Origin of the sequence: Sphingomonas arvum, assembly GCF_026013565.1 — a bacterium.
GTDB lineage: Bacteria > Pseudomonadota > Alphaproteobacteria > Sphingomonadales > Sphingomonadaceae > Sphingomicrobium > Sphingomicrobium arvum.
Map to the genome: position 1 here is coordinate 840,258 of NZ_JAPDOB010000002.1, position 21,751 is coordinate 862,008.

At 64.3% G+C, this 21,751-nt stretch carries 18 protein-coding genes; 10 read left to right on the top strand and 8 right to left on the bottom strand.

The annotated features are described in order from the left end of the window. Positions 1–22: 22 nt before the first annotated feature. The gene (locus tag OMW55_RS11705) at positions 23–340 is read left to right on the top strand and encodes a hypothetical protein (RefSeq protein ID WP_264883322.1); all 318 of its coding nucleotides are present in this window, start codon (positions 23–25) and stop codon (positions 338–340) included. A gap of 306 nt (positions 341–646) precedes the next feature. Here OMW55_RS11705 and OMW55_RS11710 read toward each other — a convergent pair whose 3' ends face one another. Then, entirely contained in the window at positions 647–1,990 is a 1,344-nt protein-coding gene (locus tag OMW55_RS11710) for an HD-GYP domain-containing protein (RefSeq protein ID WP_264883324.1), read from the bottom strand. A 516-nt stretch (positions 1,991–2,506) separates the two neighbouring features. Further along, positions 2,507–2,821: a hypothetical protein gene (locus OMW55_RS11715; protein ID WP_264883326.1), complete on the bottom strand. Its 315-nt coding sequence runs from the start codon at positions 2,819–2,821 to the stop codon at positions 2,507–2,509. Between the two features lie 503 nt (positions 2,822–3,324). On the opposite strand from OMW55_RS11715, the gene OMW55_RS11720 reads away from it, so the two are divergent. The 4 genes from OMW55_RS11720 (at position 3,325) to OMW55_RS11735 (ending at position 7,461) form a co-directional block, all read left to right on the top strand. Beyond that, a complete protein-coding gene (locus tag OMW55_RS11720; protein ID WP_264883328.1) occupies positions 3,325–3,870 on the top strand; it encodes a hypothetical protein in 546 nt (181 codons plus the stop codon). A 60-nt stretch (positions 3,871–3,930) separates the two neighbouring features. Next, positions 3,931–4,416, top strand: a complete 486-nt coding sequence (locus OMW55_RS11725; RefSeq protein WP_264883330.1) for a hypothetical protein — start codon at positions 3,931–3,933, stop codon at positions 4,414–4,416. Between the two features lie 1,204 nt (positions 4,417–5,620). Continuing rightward, positions 5,621–5,833, top strand: coding sequence for a hypothetical protein (locus tag OMW55_RS11730; RefSeq protein WP_264883332.1), 213 nt, complete (start codon positions 5,621–5,623; stop codon positions 5,831–5,833). Between the two features lie 1,157 nt (positions 5,834–6,990). Continuing rightward, the gene (locus tag OMW55_RS11735) at positions 6,991–7,461 is read left to right on the top strand and encodes a helix-turn-helix domain-containing protein (protein ID WP_264883333.1); all 471 of its coding nucleotides are present in this window, start codon (positions 6,991–6,993) and stop codon (positions 7,459–7,461) included. 246 nt (positions 7,462–7,707) lie between these two features. On the opposite strand, the gene OMW55_RS11740 is transcribed toward OMW55_RS11735, so the two are convergent. From OMW55_RS11740 to OMW55_RS11755, 4 genes are all read right to left on the bottom strand, one after another. Continuing rightward, positions 7,708–8,145, bottom strand: a complete 438-nt coding sequence (locus tag OMW55_RS11740; RefSeq protein WP_264883334.1) for an HNH endonuclease — start codon at positions 8,143–8,145, stop codon at positions 7,708–7,710. Positions 8,146–8,492: 347 nt separating this feature from the next. After that, positions 8,493–9,563, bottom strand: a complete 1,071-nt coding sequence (locus OMW55_RS11745; RefSeq protein WP_264883336.1) for a potassium channel family protein — start codon at positions 9,561–9,563, stop codon at positions 8,493–8,495. Between the two features lie 45 nt (positions 9,564–9,608). Then, entirely contained in the window at positions 9,609–10,229 is a 621-nt protein-coding gene (locus tag OMW55_RS11750) for a hypothetical protein (protein WP_264883338.1), read from the bottom strand. A gap of 54 nt (positions 10,230–10,283) precedes the next feature. Continuing rightward, a complete protein-coding gene (locus OMW55_RS11755; protein WP_264883340.1) occupies positions 10,284–11,471 on the bottom strand; it encodes a zinc-dependent alcohol dehydrogenase in 1,188 nt (395 codons plus the stop codon). A 137-nt stretch (positions 11,472–11,608) separates the two neighbouring features. Here OMW55_RS11755 and OMW55_RS11760 point away from each other — a divergent pair, with 137 nt between their 5' ends. After that, positions 11,609–13,312 carry a PAS domain S-box protein gene (locus tag OMW55_RS11760; protein ID WP_264883342.1) on the top strand — a complete coding sequence of 568 codons (1,704 nt, stop codon included), beginning with the start codon at positions 11,609–11,611 and terminating at the stop codon, positions 13,310–13,312. A 3-nt stretch (positions 13,313–13,315) separates the two neighbouring features. On the opposite strand, the gene OMW55_RS11765 is transcribed toward OMW55_RS11760, so the two are convergent. Beyond that, positions 13,316–14,254: a cation diffusion facilitator family transporter gene (locus tag OMW55_RS11765; RefSeq protein WP_264883343.1), complete on the bottom strand. Its 939-nt coding sequence runs from the start codon at positions 14,252–14,254 to the stop codon at positions 13,316–13,318. Positions 14,255–14,256: 2 nt separating this feature from the next. Next, positions 14,257–15,519 carry a family 1 glycosylhydrolase gene (locus OMW55_RS11770; protein ID WP_264883345.1) on the bottom strand — a complete coding sequence of 421 codons (1,263 nt, stop codon included), beginning with the start codon at positions 15,517–15,519 and terminating at the stop codon, positions 14,257–14,259. A gap of 79 nt (positions 15,520–15,598) precedes the next feature. On the opposite strand from OMW55_RS11770, the gene OMW55_RS11775 reads away from it, so the two are divergent. From OMW55_RS11775 to OMW55_RS11790, 4 genes are read left to right on the top strand one after another with little or no spacing between them, the layout of a single operon-like run. Next, positions 15,599–19,135, top strand: a complete 3,537-nt coding sequence (locus OMW55_RS11775) for a hydantoinase B/oxoprolinase family protein (RefSeq protein ID WP_407822141.1) — start codon at positions 15,599–15,601, stop codon at positions 19,133–19,135. Beyond that, positions 19,132–19,803, top strand: a complete 672-nt coding sequence (locus OMW55_RS11780) for a DUF969 domain-containing protein (protein WP_264883349.1) — start codon at positions 19,132–19,134, stop codon at positions 19,801–19,803. The genes OMW55_RS11775 and OMW55_RS11780 overlap by 4 nt, the downstream gene beginning before the upstream one ends. Beyond that, positions 19,800–20,753, top strand: a complete 954-nt coding sequence (locus OMW55_RS11785; protein ID WP_264883350.1) for a DUF979 domain-containing protein — start codon at positions 19,800–19,802, stop codon at positions 20,751–20,753. Before OMW55_RS11780 ends, OMW55_RS11785 begins: the two co-directional genes overlap by 4 nt. Continuing rightward, positions 20,750–21,742 carry a DUF2891 domain-containing protein gene (locus OMW55_RS11790; RefSeq protein WP_264883351.1) on the top strand — a complete coding sequence of 331 codons (993 nt, stop codon included), beginning with the start codon at positions 20,750–20,752 and terminating at the stop codon, positions 21,740–21,742. Before OMW55_RS11785 ends, OMW55_RS11790 begins: the two co-directional genes overlap by 4 nt. The last annotated feature ends 9 nt before the right edge of the window (positions 21,743–21,751 follow it).

Consider the following 21,751-nt stretch of genomic DNA (forward strand, 5'->3'; position numbering starts at 1 on the left):
CTACCCGCAGCAGTATGCTGACATGACCAGTGCTGAGGAATCAGACACCTGGCGACGTGACGAGGTTGCAGGTGGCGAACCGCAAGTGGTGCTTGGCTCCCCAGGCAGGCAGAGAGTCGGGAACTCGACACTGATTCCTCGAGTTTTGGGGATGATGGACAAGGAAGACCTGCTGAGCAAAGTTCGCGGCCGAGTTGGGCAGTGCCGACGCTTAGCGCGCCACGTTGCCGACGAGCACACTAAGCGCGTGCTCCTGCAAATGGCGAACGAGGCCGAAGAGGATCTTCGGCGCCGCGAGGCGAAAGAATGCGAGCAGCAGGACCAACGCTGCGAGGGCTAGAGCCGACCGAACAAAACGGTGAGTTGCGCATTCACAAAGGTCTACCGGTTGCCCGGCCAGCAAGCAGCTTCTTGAGAGTCTCCACACATGAAATGATCGCGCTCATGAGTCTGCACACTCGGGACTATGTGGACATCTCGGACAACGATGTAGGTTTCACCTGCCCGTAGGTGGTGGATAGCGGGCCGGCTGCTTGAGGGCGAGACGAGGGAGAAAGCAGCCGTTCGTTCAGCAATCCGCGATGTCCGCTTTCGAGCTACTGCGGAGTTCAGAGCTGGCGCTGCGATCAGAGGCGCACGGCCTAGCTCAATCGAGGCTACGCTGCAGCGCGTTGAAGCAGTCCGAGTCCACTGCCGTTCCGACCGCATCGCGCATAATGGCGAGCGCCCCGTCGATCGGGAGTGCGGCTCGGTAGGGCCGGTCGGACACTAGAGCGTCGAAGAAGTCGCAGGCGGTGATGATGCGGGTCTCGCGGCCGATCGCCTCGGCGCCGATCGCCAGGGGATAGCCGGTTCCGTCCAGCCGCTCATGGTGCGCAGCTGCCACGTCTGCGAGGTCGGCGAGCGCACCGATGTGGCTGAGGATGGTGCGGGTATGTGCCGCATGGCTGCGCATCTCGACCCACTCGCGCTCGCTCAGCGAGGCCGGCTTTTCCAGAATTGCGCTCGATACACCGAGCTTGCCGACGTCGTGGAGGACAGCCGCTCGCCGCAGCCAGCGCCGCTCATCCACGCTGAGCCCGATTTCCATCCCCATCCGCTCGCTCAGTCGGCCGACCCGCTGCGAGTGACCTGCCGTAAATGGGCTTTTCGCATCGATCACTTGGCCGAAGGCGTCCGCCACAGCATCGAGGTAGTCTTCGTCGAGCTGCTGCGCCCGCTCTGCGGGCGCCAGGCTCACCACTCTGCGCTCCAGGGCCGGCGAGGACAACGTGCTCCAAAAAATCGGCCCGGTGCTGGCATGCTCGAGGGCCCGCACCAGCGACGGATCAAACCAGACGCCGCTTCGCCGCTTCGCCTCGTCCAGGGCCGCCGCCGGTCCGGCGTGGCTGTTGAACACCTCCACGACCTGTGCGAGCAGGGTGATGCGCGATAGAATTGGAATGGCCTCGCCGCGCAGTCGGCCGGGACGGCCCGACCCATCCCAGTGCTCGTCAAGATGGTAGATGCCGTGGCAAACTGCATCTGGAAAGCGAAGCGTCCGGGCAATGTCCGATCCGCGCGTGCAACGGGCAACAATCATCTCCTGCGCGATCGCGTCGCCATTACGTAGGATGTTACCGATCGCGGCGGCACGCTGGCGCCATGGACGGCCCTGCGCCGTGTTTCGGAAGACGAAGTGGAGGGTCGATGCGAGGCTGGTGCCCACCGTCTTGTAGCCCTGCTTGAAGGCGCGGTCGTCGGCCTCATAAAGCTCGCAGATGCGGGCCGCATTGCTACTGCAGCCGAGATCCTTGAGCAGCAGCGTGTAGTAGAGGTCGCCCAACTCAGCCCGGGAGAGGCCGAGCGCCTGCCCGACCTGCATCCCTATCCAGCAGGCCCGCACGCAATGACCCGCGGGCTGTCCTTCGGTCAGGTCAAGCGCATAGCTGAACGCCGCGAGTACTTCCGCGCGATTGGTAGTCCTGGCGGCCAACGGTTCATGGAACATGCCCGGCGCTTACGGCAAACGCGTTAGCGCGACCTTTCGCGATCGGGTTAACGGGCGACGCCTGTCCAGTGGAGGCAAAGCGTTGAAGTCTGTTCGTATGCCGAAGAGGGTTGGCTGAACGCCCGCCCTCACGCTAGCGAAGAGGAAGCATTTGCTCCGCTCCAAGGGGCGGCAGGTGGTGGGAAGTGGAACAGCGGCTTTCGGGGACGCATTTGCAGAAAGCAGACGTTCGCCCGCGCGAAGCCCGGGGCGAGGGCTCAGCGCCCGTTCCTAACATTAGAGCCGACGGTTCGGCATCGACCGACGTGCGTGTCGGGGGAGCGGCAGTTCATGCGGAGCCGACGTCGGGCTCGCGCAATCGCCCCGACCAACTACTTGCAGATAGCAAGGCCTGTTATATCGCGAAGCCACGTAGAGGTGAGGCGGAGACGAAGTCTGCCCAACCTCTAGATATAAGGGAGGGAATGCGACGGAGCCGTTACCACAAACGTTACCCCAGTCGGCTGAAGCACAGGATTAGAACGGTCGTATCATGACAGTGGACGGCACCATCGGCTCTAGGTCGCTTCGCTTGAACTCCTGCCGCCATTGACCCCCAGACCCATAGTCCTGCCATTCCTCAATCTGCTCGACCTTCCACTCACTGCTGCGCTTCACGAAGCTCAGACGGTACTTGGTGCCGTCTCGTCTGCGCTCTGTGTCATAGCTGTCTGGGACCATTCCTGCCCTCAGCGGGGTAGTGTTGCGAGCTATCACCTGAATGCTTGTCCGCTCGCTGCCAACCGGCGCTACTCCGACCACCTCATAGGCAATCGTATTGCGCTCTCGCATGCACCGGTTGAAGTCGAAGCCGTCGTATCTGTGCACGATGCGCCTGGGCAAGTCATCGAAGAATGCGTCCCGGCCTGCATCTGTCGCGGCATCCAGAGCGCGCCGGACAGGAGCCTGAATTCTCTCCTGAACGAGACTTTCAAGACAGGTCATCTCCTCCCGATCGTTCAAATACTGAAAGTAGGATCGCACCGCTCTGACGGGAGTCGACCGATCGTCAGACTGAGAGTGAAGCTCCGCCAGTCGTCGCTGCACCTGCTCTGTCGTTGGCTCCGCCAGCTGGGCGGCGGCCCCGCTCGCCGCTACTAGGGACGCGACAGCTACCAGGGTGTTCAATGTCAAAAAAAGGATCTCCGTTTGGCCTTGCGATTTGCACCAGCGGTGGACAATGGCGGTTCCAGTCTCGTGTGCCAATAGCGCCATTAGCGCCATTAACTTTCAAGCCTGACGAGCCGCAGCCGGTTGCCTGGAACGACGCAGTTCAGATAGTTCGCTTAGCTATAATGTCAGACGGTCCACCAAAGCTAAGGCTCGCCACGAACAAGACTGAGGCAGAGCTTGCCAAGGAACGGGCATTAGGAGAGCTGCGCTGGCCCACCCGCGAGATGGCGGCAAACCTTTTCAGAGTTACGCGAGGGGCCGGGGGACCTCACGAGCTACCTCGGCAAATCATCGATCTCTCATCGGCGATCCTTGATGCGGCCAAGCACTCCAACGCTTGGGACATCTGGTCAGTGATGGAGGAGGTGCTCGGCGAGGCGCTGACCGACCCAAACCAGTCCGACATCGAGAGCAGCTTTCATACGATCGTCAGAGGCTCACTTCAAACCGCTGCGTCAAATCTCCTGAAGCAAAACAACGCGCAAGAAGCGGCTGGAACCTGCGAGATCCTAGAAGGCATCGACGAACGCGAGCGGGCAGCGGAACGGTTTCGAGAAGAGCGGCGTAAGGAGTTTGCAGAAGAGCAAGCCCGCATCGCCGTTGAGCGGGCCGCAAGTAGAGCCGAGAAACGAGCAGCTGCCAAAACCGCACATGATGCCAAGAGGTAACTCGCGGCTGCGGCGCATGGCTCGCTGCTTGCGTGAGTTCTTTATTTAGGTGCTTCTGAGATGACGCCTGCGATGCAGCTAGTAATCGATGAAGAGCAAGCGAACGCCAACACCCGCATGACGGCGATCCGAGCCGCCGTCCTGATGACCCGTTCAATGGAGCTTTGGCGACGTGAGCGATTAGATCCACAAAGTGTGCTCATCATCCTGTCGGTGATATCGATCACTTCCGAGAAGTTGATACGGGCCAAGCTGGAGCCGAAGTACCACGCGCTGGACGTCTACCTTCCGCTTGAGGAGCTTCAAGGCTGCAACATAGCGTCCATTGCCGCAGCTTCGGGCCTGAACCGCGAAACTGTTCGGCGGCGTGTGCAGGGCCTGATTGATGGTGGCTCGCTGATCCGAACCGAGGCCGGCGAGATCGCGCTGCCGCCCGACAGGGTTCAGGAGCCCTCTGCGATTGAACTCATTCAGAGGCAGCTCGGAGCCATCGTGCGCTTTGCGAATGATGCTCTTCGGGATGGAATTCTCGTTGCTAAAGACTGAGCGGCAGACGAGCTTCAAGGCATAGAGCCGAGGCGCATGCTCTACGCACATTCTGTGCGCATGCGAGGAACGCCACTGTCACATCGCTGCTAGCCTCGCTTCAGGCTAGCGCCCCTCCCAGCTGGGCGAAGCTCAGACGGCTCGTAAGAGATCTCCGCCGGGTGCGGCTGCTTCAGACCCACTCGGGGCGGCCGCACCTTACAGGTCCAGTCGCGGGGGCGCTCACTATGTTTCAGCCTTTTTCACCTAACCGGTCTTCAGCAGGACTTGGCTCGTGACCAAGAAGAGCCTTCCACCTTGTTCGGTTGCTGGATGCCACATCGCCGCAAGCTTGATCATCAGAGGTTCACTGCTCTGCGCGGAGCACGCTTCCGTGATAATCGCCAAGCGCCGGGCTGCTGAAGCAGAACAATCGAAGCCGCTTTCTGGCAATCCGGATACCCCAATGCCACCGTCTTAGACCGCGCGGTGCAACACACATGCGACAGAACGCCGGGAGAGCCGTAACTCCTGCCGGTCGTAGCGGAATCATGATCCGCGTGTCGGGGGTTCAAGTCCCTCCTCCGCTACCATCCTATTTCCCGAGTCCTCAAGCACTTAGCTCCGACCGTTGCTAGTTGAAGACTGCGGATCTCGATAGCAACCTGCTTGCGGTTCCGCAGTTTTCCGACGCTTTCGTTTGGCTCCCGGCGGCTCCATGCAACACAGATGCAACAAGCCGGTTTAGGCGCGTGGCCAAATTGAGCCGGTATGGGACAGGCCGGGTTGGGCCGAAGCCTGCTGCCTGCATGAGCGTTTCTGTGGTCTCGTCCACCTTAGGGCGAGAGCGACGTGGGAGACTGGCGATGGATGTCACGTTCCCGGAGTATCAGTAAGTGTTGCGTGAGCCCGGTCGAGGATATTCGGCCGGGCCTCTTACCGGCAGTCGCAAGCTACTCCCCTGGAACAAGATCGATCGTTTCTCTCTGTTGAGTGCTAGATTCTTCCAGACCACTGGGTCCTCGCCAGACTGCCCACAGGAGTACGATTCCAAGCACGACGGCTGGAGCGATCCATGTAGCGAGAGCGATAAGGAGCCAGAACACAGTTGCACTGCTAGCCAGCCAATCTTTATACGCGATTGAATTTCTACAGAATGCAGGCTTGCCTCTGCGACCTTGCTCGCCGGCGAAACCATCGCTTGCGTTCATCAAAGTGCAGCAAAATGACGGTATGCCTGCTTGGAGATCAAGCGGAATGCCCGATGGCCTACCAGTGTCACTTCGATAACGTGGATGTGCGCACCGATCCGCAAGCTTACCAGGCGGCGGTTGCTAGCCACGCGGCCAACGGATGGCGGCTAGTGCAGGTGCATGTGGAGATGCCGGCAGCAATCCCTGCCTCAGTCGTGCTGATCCTTGAACACAAGCAACTCTGATGAAAACGGCCTCGATGATTGAGCGTCGCGTGCTGTGGGAAGGTGTAATCTTCCTAGCTCTTAACGTCGCGCTGGCTCTCCTGCTGGCGATTGTTCGGTAGCTCTGAACGGGCCGCCATCTTGGGATTCGGGTGCGCTGGTCTGAGTTCGCTCACGCTCGGCCACTAGCCGCAACAGGTCCGCTTCCCCTTCCTCTGCCATTTGCAATAGCGCGCGGGTGGTACGTTCATCGTTCACATACGTGGCGAGCCTGCGGCAGCGCTCAATCCGTTCACGCATATGATCTAGTGGATCATCATTCACCAACGCAGGCTCCGAGTGCGAAACGTCGTGTTGCCGACGCCCCGTGAAGCGAGCCTTGCCCGGTGTCAAATGCCCTGCCGTGTTCACGTGCGCGAACCGGCGGGTCCCTTTTGCTACATGGCCCAAAGCAGGTATGAAGCCAGCCTTAGCTGCGTACGAGGCCTGTTATCCCAAAGTATCGCCTGATCTGCGTAAACCCTGGAACGCGCGTAAACGACCCAGTTGAGCACTTCGAGGCCATTAACGAGACGGTGGCCGCGAGCATCGCGGAGAGGCGGCGACAGGGCCGTCAGGCGGAGCTATGGCGCGGGTACACAGTTTTGCAGCGCTGGCCGGCCTCGCCTCATGCCGCCAACGCGATAACTGCTGCCAGCACCTAAGCGCGCTATAGGGTGGCCGATAGGCTCAGGGAGTGGCGGGCAGGCTATGCCGATGGAGAGCGGCTAAGCTGAGAGGCTTGCCACTGGCGCTCGATCTGCTCGGCGTCTGCTTCCAACTTAGCGGCCGTTTGCAAGAGCGTGGCTTGAGCGTCAATAGCTGGGCTCTGCACACAGAGTCGAAGGTCGGAAGCGAGCTGACGAAGAGCGATCGGAACGGCTGGCATGGCTAAGCTCTACAACACGACGGGCGTCGTGCTCCGCTCTACGGCTAAGTGCTTAACACATGCTCAAGGCAGCCAAAGTCGAGCGCCTACGCTGATCTTTGCGCCGCTTGCGTCACCGCCCAGAATGATAGGCAAGCGGACCTAAAATGACATTCAAAACCGTAAGACGGAATATGCGTGCGTTCCGTACCGCCGCTCTGTTCCTCTCGAACCCAGGGGGTGATGGGAACGAACCTAGAAAGGAGTGAAGGTGGCAGAACCTGAGAGTGCCCATGAAGGCTGGCCTTTGACGTCGAGGCAGATGGAATGCCTTGAGCGCTTCTGGCAGCGTAAGAACGCAAAGGAGATCGCCCTCGAACTCGGCATTTCACACGAGACAGTAGAGATTCACCTCAAGAGGTGTCGGCAACGCCTTAACACTGCGACCTCCATTGATGCCGCCCGCATGGTGTTCGGCGACCACGAGCAGGTGACGGTAAGGCCTTACTATGATCCTACCGGGGTTTCGGCCTATGATGATCCGCTTCAGTTGGGCCCCGACCCAACAGCGCCAAAATCGTTCTGGAGGGCGGCTAGCGAGCAGGACCCAATCAATCGGTTCGGTGCAGTGGCGACTTTGGCGATAGTCCTGACAGTGGCTTTCGCTTCAATCGGCGCTGTGGCGTTGCTGATTACAGCAAGCCAGGGGATCGTTCAGCTTGGGAGAGCGATGGGTTTCTAGCGTCCGTGAAAGCGTGCATGTGCACAAGGCACTCCAGATGGTCGCAGCCGCAGGTTATTGCTACCTACTTGATCGCCTCCAGAATGGACCTTCCAGTTACCCTGTCACAAGGAACGGCGCCCTAAGCAGGTGGAGCGCTGGGAAACCCCAAGACCAACAGCGCGAACGTGACAGAGGGGCTCGTCGAGTGCGTAACTGCTCGGCGGGCCTCATTGTTACTTGCGCGGTCGGCTTAGCGCTCCCAGCTTATTCCTGCTCGGCCCCTCCGCCGAGTAGGAGGGCGCCGATCCACGTGAAAGGCAGGAGCGCGTGGTGCTCGACGATGTGGTCCTGTATTGCTTCGCCACCCGCGCGGATTAGCGCGCTCATCGGCTCCTTGAACATGCGGGCCATTTCGTCGTTGCAGCGCTTGCAGCATGGGATGGTGTAGTTGCCATAGATCGTGCGCTGGCCGTTCGGCAGCGTCACGGTCTTCTGGTGCAGCCCAAAGGCTCGAAGCGCCCAATTCGGGACGATGTGCTCGTCGTTGAACGCCACCTCGCGGCGCGAGCGGCCGCAGATGAAGCATGACGTCCCCTCGCAGATCGTGGCTACGAAGTCCGGCCAAGAGAAAAGGAGGACCTCGCCCGCGCCATTGCGGATCCTCTGGTTCGTCAGCACGTAATCGAAGGGAACGTCAGCCATCGTCCAGCCTTAGGTCCGGACGCCGCGACGCGAAATACTGGCTTCGACAAGGCGCTGTACGGAGTCTTGGCCAGCACCGACCTAGATGAACGAACGTCCGCTCGCGGGCAGTCTGATTTCGAACCTGAATGTCTGAGAGTGGGTCTTTCCAGACGCGACAGTTGCCTGAACGAACGTCTTCTTCGCTGCCCTAACCACCCGAAGGCAGCCGGTCGGCTCACGGCCACCTGCCGACGTTCAGGCTGACATGACGCCGGCCGTCTTCTTCTGGTGGAAAGCGGAACGGCCGCTTTCAGGTGAGCAACGCCAAATAGCTGCCGCCGGATCAGCCATGGTGTGAGGCTTCTTCAATCGCCAGGAGGCGGAACTCGCCGATCGATTTCCTCCGTTCTGTAGCCAAGCGACGGCGCGACACGCCGGATCACGGGCTCCCAGCCGCTGCGTAGTGCCACGTAGGCTCGTGGGTCGCCCAAGACCTCCGCGCCTTCTTGGCGCAGCCTCTCGGTTGCAAGAGTAAAGCTTTCCTCTGCCCTGTCCGCCACCGTCTTTGGACCCTCGTTCGCAGTGGGGAAGTTCCGGTCGAGAGTCTCGATCAGCATCTGGGCGCATTCGCGAACGGCGACGACCGCTGCCGAGCGCTGAAGGCTGCGATATCGCTCCGAACCGAGAGCTGTGTCGATGAGGGTCGTGAGGTCGAGCAGGACGAAGCTGAACCGGGACACCGAATAGCGCGGATCCACGAACCGGAAGTAGAAAAGCAGGGGATAGAAATGATGCGCTTCCTTCACCTGCGAAAGGGAGCGCACCAGGTTGTCCAGCGAACTCGTGGCGTCATTGAAGTCACCGTCCGGACCGAGCCGGGCCAGCATCTCGGCCGCGTTCCCGGTGCGGGCAGTCATTACGTCGATGGCGAGGGCCAGCGCGTTGCGCTCGCGAAGGGCCGAATAGACCTGAACGAGGTAGCTCAGCACCAGCGAGAGCACCGACGCGCCGACCAGCGAGTTGAACAGGTAGAGGAGGCGCGTGCCCGTGGTCTGGGGCGAGTAGTCGCCCCCGCCGACGATCGACAGGCTGTTGCCGGCGACCAGCATGGCGGTGACGAAGTCCGTTGGGGTGTCGCCGCTAGACGGTTTGATGCTGGTGCCGAGTTCGGGCTGGATCAACAGGGCAGCGCCGATCGTCAGGCCGAGCGACCAGAAGGCGATCAGCGACACGACGATCAGGGGCCCACCGAAGCTCAGAACCTTGCTCTGCCTCCGCCCGAACGGTCGCGCGACGGCCCGGACGAGCGCCCAGACTGCACGGTTCCAATAGGGAGCCAGCAGACCGGTGCCAGCCCGGGCATAAAGTACGGTCAGGAAGATATCGGCGAGGAAGAGTAGGAGGAGCCCTGCCCCGGCGAACTGCTGAAGGGTCATGACTGTACCTGTCCCGGACTGGCGGCGCGCTTGGCGACGGGCGGCTTAGCCCGCCACCTCCAGGATCAGGTCGGCGGAAGCCGGTGACGTTTCACCGGTGGTGGGAGAAGCCGACGCCGCGGCGGGAGTGGCACGGAAATCCTGCGGTGTCCGTCCGGCTGCCTTGCCACGTGAATAGCCGACACCCTTCGGAAAGCCGCTGCGGTCGCTGTAGTCGCGCACCGGCTCGCCCTTGCGGTCGTGAAGCGAGCGGATCGACTTACCGGCCAGCGCGTCGAGGATCGTAATGCCCGCCACGAGGGCAAGTGCGGTCCCGACGTTTCCCTTCTTGGGATTATCGTCACGGTAAGCGCCGGCCAGAGATGCAAGATCGAGCAGGTCGCCGCCGACCCGGCTATACGCTCCATAATCATTGTTGACCGACAGGCACAGGATTCCCGACGCAATCTCGCGGGCACCGTAGGAGCGGACGAGACCTTCCTTGCCCTGCACCCCGAGCCAACGGGTCAAGACCTGCGGCGCGAGGAGCTCGGTGAGGCCGAGGCCCAGGCTGAACCAGCCGAGACCCCGGCCCAAGCTGTCGACCGGTTTAAGCGAGCTTGGTCCGGTCTCGATGACCTTGGGATCGCCCGGCGAACGCGTGACGTCGGCCAGATGGGAAAGCATGAAAGACATAATGACACCTCGCAAAAGAGGATTGAGGGAAAGGAGATTGGCGCGCTAGGCACCGGGCTGCAGCATGACCTTGATGCAGCTGTCCTGCTTGTCGCGGAACGTCCGATACATCTCGGGGCCGGCCGACAGCGGCTCCTTGTGCGTGATGACGAAGGACGGATCGATCTGCCCGTCTTCGATCCGGCGGAGAAGGTCGTCGGTCCAGCGGTTGACGTGCGCCTGGGCCATGCGGAAGGTCAGGCCCTTGTTCATGGCGATGCCTATCGGGAACTTGTCGACCATCCCGCTGTAGACGCCGATGATCGAGATCACGCCCGCGGGTCGGCAATTGTAGATCATCTCGCGCAGCACGTGGCCGCGATCCTGCTCCAGCAAGCTCATCTGCTTGAACCGGTCTAGGATCGTGTCGGGCTGCCCCGTGCAGATGTGGTTCTCAAAGCCGACCGCATCGATGCACTTGTGCGGACCCTCGCCGCCGGTCAGCTCGGTCAGCCGTTCGGTGACGCTTTCCTGCTCAAAGTTGATGATGGTGGCGCCGGCCGCTTCCGCCATCGACAGCCGCTCGGGCAGGAAATCGATAGCAATGACCTGCTCAGCGCCGAGCAGCATGGCGCTGCGGATCGTCATCTGCCCGACCGGGCCACAACCCCAGATTGCCACTGTGTCGCCGGGCTGAATGTCAGCCTGCATCGCGGCATGCCAACCGGTGGGAAGGATGTCGCTGAGGAACAGCAACTTCTCGTCGGGAATGCCCGTGGGCACCTTGATGTGGGTCGCGTCGGCGAACGGCACGCGCAGATATTCGGCCTGGCCACCAGGATAGCCGCCGGTCAGGTGCGTGTAGCCGAACAGGCCGGCCGTGGAGTGGCCGAACACCTTTTCGGACAGGCCCTTCTTGCGGTTGCTGCGCTGGCAGACGGAAAAGTTGCCACGTTTGCACTGATCGCACTCGCCGCAGATGATCGTGAAGGGAATAACTACTCGGTCAGCGACCTTCAGCTTGCCCCGGGACTTCGCCTCGGGACCTAGATCGACAACCTCGCCCATGGTCTCGTGGCCCATGATGTCGCCGGGCAGCATCGCCGGGATGAAGTTGTGATAAAGGTGAAGGTCGCTGCCGCAGATGGCGCAGCTCGTCACCTTGATGATCGCATCGCGGCTGTCTTCGATCTCGGGATCGGTGACCGTGTCGTAGCGTATGTCTTCCTTGCCGTGCCAGACCAGCGCCTTCATGGAAACTCTCCTCGGTGATGGGCTGCTGCTAACGCGCCACGAGCCGCACCCGGCATGCGGGCCATCCCTAGGGAACATTCCGAGGTTCGCAGACATTGCCGCTACGTCGGCAGCCAGACTCGGGGAAGGTCGGTGCGATGTCGAAGAACCATCACTCCTCCGGCGGGCCCAAGGGCCCGGCGCAGCAAGGCCTGCATGAACTTCGACTGGTAACCGAACGGTTCGAGGTCACGCAGGCGGAGCTTGCCAGTCAGACCCGCTTTCTAGAGGCGACGCTCTCGTCCATCCCGGACTTCGTCTACGCCTTCGATCCCCAGCATCGTTTCATATATGCCAATCGGGCTATGTTGGGATTGTTCGGCCTCTCCGCCGAGGAGATGCGCGGCCGGACATTCGCCGACCTCGATTATCCCACCGATCTGGCTGAGCTACTCAACAGCCATATCGCGCGTGTGCTTGCCGAAGGTGCCACGGTCACCGGCGAGGTCTTCTATGAAAGCCCGACCGGCTACTCCGCTTACTTCGACTATGTCTGGGGACCGGTGTTCGCGGCCGACGGATCCGTCGAGCTTGTCGTCGGTGTGTCACGCGACACCAGCGAGCGGCACGCCTTCGAAGAAGCCCTGAGCACGAACGAGGCACGACTGCGGGCGGCGACCGAGCTGGTTGGCCTTGGCATCTACTCCTGGGATCCAGTCACCGGTGCACTCGACTGGGACGATCAGCTGCGGGCCATGTGGGGCCTGCCGCCCGACGCCGGCGTCGACATGGCCGTTTACGAAGCGGGGATCCACCCCGACGATCTTGCCAGAGTTCGCGATGCCATCGAAGCCTGCGTCAGTCCGGCCGGCGATGGGCGCTACAATGTCGAGTATCGCGTGATCGGTCGCGACGATGGGATCACCCGGTACATCGCCACTGCAGGGCGGACGACCTTTCAGGATGGCAAGCCTGCAAGCTTCATCGGTGCCGCCATCGACGTTACCGCCCAGCGCCGTGCGGAAGCAGCTGTACGCGCCAGCGAGGCGCAGTTCCGCGGGTTTGCCGAGAATAGCAGCAACCTAATTTGGATTGCGGACAAGGTCGCGCGAAAGATCGTCTATCGCAGCGCTGCTTTTGAACAGATCGTCGGCGCTCCCGCAGACAGCGCTCCGACCGGCCTCGCCGACTGGCTGGAACTCGTCCACCCGGACGATCGCGACCAAGTGGAGCGGGCACTGACCAGCGTCGGAAAAGGCGAAGTCGCCCAATATGAGTATCGCATCAGCCGTTTAAGCGACGGCGCGGTGCGCTCGCTGCGGGATACCAGTTTCCCCATCCGTGACGACAAGGGCGAAGTCACGCAGATCGCCGGCATCGCCGAGGATCTGACGCGGGAAGATGCGAACCAGATCTACATCTTGAGCACACATGAAACGGTCTTCGGCAACCTCAAGATCGTGCTGCTGATCGGGGCCGTGCTGTTAGCTTTGGCGCACCAGACCCGCTTCTCAAGGGCGCTGTTCGCTAATCGGCCGGCGCGGCTGGTTGGCCTTTGGAGCTTTTCTATCTACCTGCTGCACGAACCCGTGATGCAGGGGATCGGCCTTGCCTTGGCTGGCTTGCGCCTGCCGCCGTTCGTCGTGGGCCTGGCTGGGGTGACGGGCACGTTGCTGGCCAGCGCCGTCAGCTTCTCCCTGATCGAGCGGCCAGGCCAGCAGGTGATCCGGCGGTTGGCGCCGAGCGGACGGCGACTGCGCGGCAGCGGTGCCATCGAACCGGTGACGGTCAGCGTGCCGGATGGGATGTTCGGCAGGCAGTCGCAGCAGGTGGCCGAGGAGCCGAGCGTGGCCCGGGGCTGAGCCTTACCCGACTTCCGCTGCCCCGGAGTGCTCGCCCTGGGCTGGCTCAGGACGGATGAATACTCGGAACAGCTCGGGATGCTCTGCGGAGATGCGTTGGGCAAGGCTGGCGATGAGCTGTTCGACGTCGGGCACGCGCAGGCTGTCCTCAATGTCGATCGCGATATTGGCGATCACCTGGTCGGGGGCGAGCTGCGACGTGGTCACGTCGGTCACCTGCGTCACTCGTGGCTCGGCATTTGCGATCTGGCGGATGGAACTGGTCAGCTCGGGTGCGGCACCTTCACCGATCAGGAGCGCCTTGCTTTCTCGCGCAAGCAGTACGGCGACGACCGCTAGCAATATGCCGATCAGGATGGAGCCGAAGCCATCGATCCACGGCCGCTGCAGCAGGATGGAGAGGCCGGTCGCGGCGGCCGCAATGACGATGCCAAGTAGCGCGGCGCTATCCTCGAACAGGACCAGGAAGGTGGCCGGGTCCTTGCTGGACTTGAACGCCAACCAGAAGCGCTTGCCGCGGCGAGCCTGGTTGAAGCTTTTCCAGCCGAACCACCAGCTGATCCCTTCGAACACGAACGACAGGCCGAGTACCACGAAGCTGACCCAGGCCTTTGTGATCGGCTCCGGGTTCATGATGTGGATGACGCCCTCGTAAGCGGACACGCCCGCCCCAAGCGCGAAGATCAGCAAGGCGACCACGAACGACCAGAAGTAGAGCTCGCGGCCGTGGCCGAACGGGTGGCGAGGGTCGGGCGGCAGGGTGGAGCGGTGCTGGCCGTAGAGCAGCAGCACCTCGTTGCCGGTGTCGACCACCGAATGGATCGCCTCGCTAAGCATGGCCGAACTGCCGCTGACCGCCGCGGCGACGCCCTTCGTGGCAGCGATGCACAAGTTGCCGATCAGCGCGGCGATGATCGCCGTACGGGAACTGTGTTCGGCCATGCCTAGCTGAACGCCTTGTCCGCTTCGGGCCGGAGCTCAGAGGCGGCTTCGACCACGATCTCCAAGTCGACTGGCTGGTCGTAGGGATCATCGTCGAGCCCGGTCGCGTGCTCCAGTTTATCCTGCCAGCGGTGGAGCTCGGCGACGTATGGCGCGAAAGGCTTGCGAAGCAGGGCGCCGGACTCGAGCGGCTCGACGTCCGCGATGCCCATGTGCAGCCATTCGCCCTTGTGCCAGTCGGTCATGTCGACGGCCGGGAACAGGCAGATGCCGTGCAGGTCGACGCCGCGATTGATGGCGGCCAGGCACTCGGAGACCATGTCGTTGAGCCAGTCGGGCCGGCCGCCGTGCAGGCCGGAAGTCTCGGCGACGATGCAGGGCCGCTTGTACTTGGCCCAGGCCTCCTCGAGCAGGTCGGCGACGGGACGGATCCGTGGATCGCCGGGTTTTAGCGGCTGGTTGGGCTTGCCGCCGCCGCCGAACTCCATCTGCCCGAAGCTGTAATTGTTGAAGCCCAGAATATCGATCAGCTCCAGGCTGCCGCCATATTCGGGATGCTTGAGGCCGGAGATGATGTCCCAGGCGATGTAGGCGTCCTCATAGGCTTCCTGGCGGGCGGCCTCCGCGAGGTCGGGACGGTCCTTGGGCGGGACCACCCAGATTAGCGGGTCGATGTGGACGAAGCGCGCCTGGGGAAACTCGGCGCGAATGGCCTTGCAGGCGGCGATGTCGGCCCGGGCCAGCATCGTGGTGAAGCGGCGGCGTTCGTCCGCGCTCTTGCCGAACGGCGCGCACCAGCCCCATTCGCCACCCATGTAGCCCCAATAGGTCGGCTCGTTGACCGGGGTGAAGCAGAGCGGTTCGTGATGGGCACGCGCCGCGACGTAGCGTGCGGCGGCGCGGGCATAGTCGCGGAAGCGGGTGACGAACCCCTCGGAATAAGGATCGAGGCCGTCAGGATAGCCGTAGTGGCACAAATCCCATATCGGCAGGATCCCGTGCCGGCGCTGGGCCCGGAGGAACCCGTCGATGCACGAGAAATCGTATTCGCCATTCCCCTTGTCGACGAGCGGCCAGGGGATGCCTTCGCGCACAGTTGCAATGCCGAGCGGCTTCAGCATCGCATAATCCTCGTCGGCATGGGCGTAATGGCCCAGCTCCCGGTTCATGTCGCGGCGGCCGACGTCCTTCCAGTCGAAGGTGGAGCACTCGAACCCCGACAGGAAGAAGGTCGGGAAGATACCTTGGCGGCGCTGATCGGGCATGGCTTTCGTAACGGACGGGTAGGGGCGAAGGTCCGTCACCCGAGTTGAGCGGGCCGGGCGCGCGTGCTTCAAGGCTTACGTGACGTGCGTGTGGTCCTTTGCCATCGATCGGGGTGGCACCTTCACCGACATCGTGGCCCGCGGCTCGGACGGGCGGGTGCGAGTACTCAAGCTGCTGTCCGAGAACCCGCGCCAATACCCGGACGCAGCGCTGGCCGGCATCGGGCAGGTGATCGCCGACGAGGGTGGACAGGTCGGTGCGGTGCGGATGGGGACGACGGTCGCGACCAACGCTCTGCTGGAGCGCAAGGGCGAGCGGACGGCCTTGGTGACGACCCGCGGCTTCGCCGATGCGTTGCGGATCGGATATCAGGCGCGACCGGAGATCTTCGCTCGGCATATCGTGCTGCCATCCATGCTGTACGAGGCGGTGGCCGAGGTGGACGAGCGGGTCGGAACGGACGGCGCCGTGCTGGTGACGCTGGATGAAGCGGGCGCACGCGAGCGGCTGGCGGAGCTTAGGGCGGCGGGGTTCGATAGCGTTGCGGTGCTACTGATGCATGGCTGGGCGTACCCCGCGCATGAGCAGGAATTGGCGAGGATCGCACGGGAACTTGGCTTTACGCAGGTGTCGGCGAGCCATGAGGTCGCGCCTCTGATCAAGCTCGTCAGCCGCGGGGACACCACTGTCGCGGATGCTTACCTGTCGCCGGTGCTGCGGCGCTATGTCGAACGGGTCGGGGTCGGGCTGGAGCCGGGCACCGAACTGCACTTCATGCAGTCGAACGGCGGGCTGGCGGAGGCGCGCGCGTTCCGGGGCAAGGACGCGATCCTGTCGGGGCCCGCCGGGGGCGTGATCGGGATGGTGGCGGCCAGCGCGGCGCACGGGGCCGAGCGGCTGATCGGGTTCGACATGGGTGGGACCTCGACCGACGTGTCGCACTATGCCGGGCAGCTGGAGTTGGCGGAAGAGAGCCTGGTCGCCGGAGTGCGAATTCGCGCGCCCATGATGCAGATCCACACGGTGGCAGCCGGCGGCGGGTCGGTGTGCCGGTTCGACGGCATGCGGTTCCGGGTCGGGCCAGAGAGCGCCGGGGCGCAGCCGGGACCTGCCTGCTACCGTAACGGCGGGCCGCTGACGGTGACCGACTGCAACCTGCTGCTGGGGCGTATCGTGCCCGAGCTGTTTCCGGCGGTGTTCGGACCGGGTGGGGACGAGCCGCTGGACGTAGCGGCGGCGCGGATGAGGGCGGAGGAGGTCGCAGCCGGGAGCGGGTTGACGGCGGAACAGGTAGCCGAGGGGTTCCTGGCGATCGCAGTGGACAACATGGCCGCTGCTATCCGCAAGATCTCGACCGGGCGAGGCTATGACGTCAGCCGCTACACGCTGGCCTGCTTCGGCGGGGCGGGCGGGCAGCATGCCTGTGCGGTGGCCGACCGGCTGGGCATGGAGCGTATCCTGATCCACCCGCTAGCCGGCGTGCTGTCGGCCTATGGCATCGGCCTGGCCGAGGTGAAGGCCATCCGCGAGGCGAGCTGGCGGAGACCGCTGGAGGAGGAGTTCGGGGCCGGGCTGGCGGCGCTGGAGGCGGACGTCGCAGCGGTGCTGGCGGCGCAGGGCGTTGAGCCGGCGCGATTGCGGCTCGCACGGCGGGCGCGGTTGCGGTTGCCGGGCAGTGACACGTCGCTGGAGCTGGAGGTCGCTCCGCGCGGCGAGATGGCGGAACACTTCCACGAGCTGCACCGCCAGCGATTCGGCTATGCCGACGAGGGCGCCGGTATCGTAGTCGAGGCGCTGATCGTGGAGGGTGCCGGCGGGGCGGAGCCGCAGGAGCCGTTCGCCGCGCAGCCCGGGTCCGGGGGGCGCGCCGCCGCGCACGGTGGGTGGGACTGCTACCTGCGCGATGAGCTCGGGGCCGGCCAGCAGGTGAAAGGGCCGGCGCTGATCCTGGACGCGTCATCCACCACGGTGGTGGAGGCGGGCTGGCGCGCCGACCGATCCGAGGACGGAACCTTGGTGCTTACCCGCTCGGTGCCGCTGGAGCGCCGCGCGGCGGCCGGCACGGCGGTCGATCCGGTTCGACTTGAGATCTTCAATAACCTGTTCCGCGCCATCGCCGAGGAGATGGGCGTGGCGTTGCAGGCGACCGCCACCTCCATCAACATCAAGGAACGGCTGGATTTTTCGTGCGCGCTGTTCGACGCTGGTGGGCAGCTGATCGCGAACGCGCCGCACATCCCGGTGCACTTGGGTTCGATGGGAGAGAGCATCCGGACAGTGATCGACACGCGTGGGCACGGCCGCGACGGGCGAGGTATCCGGCGCGGCGACGCGTATGTGCTCAACGATCCCTATCGCGGCGGCACGCACCTGCCAGACATCACGGTGATCGTGCCGGTGTTCCTTGGCCTGGGCGATGAGCCGGCCGCATTCGTGGCCGCACGAGGTCACCATGCCGACGTGGGCGGGATCGCGCCGGGGTCCATGCCGCCCGAAAGCCGCAGCATCCACGACGAAGGCGTGCTGATCGACAACCGGCTGCTGGTCGACGAGGGTCGGTTCCTGGAAGCGGAGATGCGGGCGCTGCTTGAGGCCGGCGAGTGGCCGGCACGGCGGCCGGACCGCAACATCGCCGACCTGAAGGCGCAGTTGGCGGCGTGCAGCCGGGGCGGGCGGCTGCTGGAGGCGGCCGCGGCGGAGCATGGGGTAGACGTGCTGGCGGCCTACATGGGGCATGTGCTGGCCAATGCGGAGGAGTCGGTGCGGCGGCTGCTCGACCGGCTGGAGGACGGTGCCTTCGACTATGAGATGGACAGCGGGGCGCGGGTGCGGGTGGCGATCCGGATCGACCGGGCGCGGCGAGCGGCGACGTTCGACTTCACCGGCACCAGCCCGCAGCAGCCCGACAACTTCAACGCGCCGCGGGCGATCACCCGGGCGGCGGCGCTGTACGTCGTACGAACCCTGATGGACGACGACATCCCGATGAACGACGGCTGCCTGCGGCCGATCGAGCTGGTCGTGCCGGCGGGCTCGATGCTCAGCCCGGCCTACCCGGCCGCGGTGGTGGCGGGGAATGTCGAGACCAGCCAGGTCGTGACCGACGCGCTGTTCGCCGCCACCGGGCGGTTGGCGCCGAGCCAGGGGACCATGAACAACTTCACATTCGGCAACGACCGGCACCAATATTACGAGACGGTCGCCGGCGGGTCGGGGGCGGGAGCGGACGGTGACGGCACGGCGGCGGTGCAGACGCACATGACCAACAGCCGGCTGACCGATCCCGAGATCCTGGAAGCGCGGCTGCCGGTGCGGCTGGAGCGGTTCGCCATCCGGCGCGGGTCGGGTGGCGCAGGGCTGCACGGAGGTGGGGACGGCGTGGAGCGCGCGATCCGCTTCCTTGAGCCGATGCGTGCCAACATTCTCGCCAACCGCCGACGGGTGCCGCCGCGCGGGCTGGCCGGCGGCGGCGATGCGCAGCCGGGGCGCAACTGGGTCGAGCGGGCGGATGGAACAGTGGAGGCGCTGGGCGCGACCGGCTCGGCCGAGATGCGGCCGGGCGACCTGTTCGTGGTTCAGACTCCGGGCGGCGGCGGATGGGGATTGAAGGAATGAGTTACTGGCCGCTGCTTGGAATCTTGGGGGTGGTCGCCGGGTTCGCCCTGCGGTTGAACCCGATGCTGGTGGTCACGGCCGCGGCGCTCGCGACGGGCCTGCTGGCGGGCATGGACCTGCACCTGGTGATCGCGACGTTCGGCAAGGCGTTCAACGACAACCGGATCATCGCGGTGGTGTGGATCGTGCTCCCGGTAATCGGCTGCCTGGAACGGTTCGGGCTGCAGCAGCGCGCGGCGGCGGTGATCCGCGGCCTGCGCAGCGCGACCGTAGGCCGGCTGCTGCTCCTTTACCTGCTCTACCGCCAGCTGACCGCCGCCATTGGTCTGCACTCAACCGCCGGGCACCCCCAGACCGTGCGGCCGCTCGTTGCGCCGATGGCGCTCGCGGCCGCGGAGAAGCAGGTCGGCGAGCTGGACGAGGTAACGACGGAGCGGGTCAAGGCCTATGCCGCGGCAACCGACAACGTCGGTGTCTTCTTCGGCGAGGACATCTTCTTCGCCATCGGCTCCATCGTGCTGATCCAGCAGACGTTGCTGACCTACGGCTACAATCTGGCGCCGCTGCAGCTGGCGCTGTGGGCGATGCCGAGCGCGGTGCTGGCCTTCCTGGTGCACGGGTCGCGGCTGCTGCTGCTCGACCGGCGGCTGGGGAGGGCGCGGGCATGATCACGCTGCCGTGGTTGTACGTGCTCGCCGGGCTGATGTTCGCCGGCTTTGCGTTGCTGAGCCTGGGCGACCGGTCCAACGGCAAGCGCTTCGGCAACGCGGCGTTCTGGGGATTGATGGCGCTGAGCCTCTTGGCGGGCAACCAGATCGGCGACTTCGGCAACGGCTTGCTGGTGCTCGCCCTCGCGGGACTGGCCGGCTTCGGGCTGCTCGGCCGCGGGCAGCCGCCGACGACCAGCGACGACGAGCGGGAGGGCTGGTCGATCCGGCTCGGCAACCAGCTGTTCCTGCCGGCGCTGATCATCCCGGCAACAGCGCTCATGGGCACGCTGCTCTACAACTACACGCCGTTGGGCCAGCTCGGGCTATTCGAGGCCAAGCGCGAGACGTACGTGCTGCTGGGTCTGGGGGTGCTGCTGGCGCTGCTGGTCATCTTCGCTTGGCTGCGGCCGCCCGCGCTGGCGCCGCTGCAGGAAGGGCGGCGGTTGATCGACGCGATGGGCTGGGCGGCGGTGCTGCCGCAGATGCTGGCGGCGCTCGGCGTGCTGTTCGCGGCGGCGGGCGTAGGCGACATCATAGGCGGAGTAACCCGGTCGGTGATCCCGGATGGGAGCCTGTTCCTGACCGTGGTCGTGTTCGGGCTCGGAATGGCGCTGTTCACCATGATCATGGGTAACGCCTTCGCGGCCTTTCCCGTGATGGCGGCGGCGATCGGCGTGCCCTTGCTGATCGGGCGCTACGGCGGCGACCCGGCGGTGGTCGGGGCCGTGGGCATGCTGGCCGGCTTCTGCGGGACGCTGCTGACCCCCATGGCGGCCAACTTCAACCTGGTGCCGGCGGCGCTGCTGGAGCTCAAGGACCAACATGGGGTGATCAAGGCGCAGGTCGCGACGGCGCTGCCACTGCTGGCGCTCAATATCCTGCTGATCTACCTGCTGGCCTTCCGATGAGCAGCCTCGACTCCGCTACCGCCGCACGCTTCGCCCGCATCGCGCTGGGGCACGTGCGCCAGGAATACCCGCACAAGCTCGACCATGTCTTGCTGAATGACTCGGACGCGCGCCCTCCGCGCTCGCTGCACCCCATCTTCTTCGGCAGCTTCGACTGGCACAGCTGCGTGCACGGCTGGTGGACGCTGCTGACGGTGCGACGGCTTTTTCCGGAGCTCGCGAAGGCGGCGGGAATCACTGCGTTGGCGGACGACAGCTTCACCGCGGGCAAGGTTGCGGCTGAACTCGCCTATCTCGACCGGCCACTATCCGGCGGGTTCGAGCGGCCATATGGCTGGGCCTGGCTGCTCGCATTGCACCAAGAGGCGAGCCGGCACGAGGATCGGCCGTGGGCAGAAGCGCTTGAGCCTCTGGCCCGCGCCTTTGCCGAACGGCTGCGCTTGTATCTCACGGTGCTCACCTACCCGATCCGTACCGGCACGCACTTCAACACCGCCTTCGCGCTGGTGCTGGCGCAGGACTGGGCGGAGCGGTTCGACCCGTCGCTGGCCGGCGCCATCACAGAGCGGGCCTGGACCTGGTTCGGCGGGGACCGCGACTGCCAGGCGTGGGAGCCGAGCGGGGACGATTTCCTGTCCGCCGCCCTGTGCGAGGCCTTGTGCATCTTGCGCACCAACCCGGACCGGTTCGGCGATTGGTTCGCCGCGTTCCTGCCGCGACTGGCCGGGGGCGAGCCGCGCACCCTGTTCGAGCCCGCGCACGTCAGCGATCGCTCCGACGGCAAGATCGCGCATCTCGATGGGCTCAACCTCAGTCGGGCCTGGTGCTGGCGTCACCTCGGGGCCGCGGTGGGAGGCGAGGCCGGGACACGGTTGCTGCAAACCGCCGATGCTCACCAGCTTGCCGCCATGCCGCACATCAACGGTGATTATGCGGGCGAACACTGGCTCGCGACCTTCGCGCTATTGGCCAGTCTGGCGACCATATAGAACGACCGG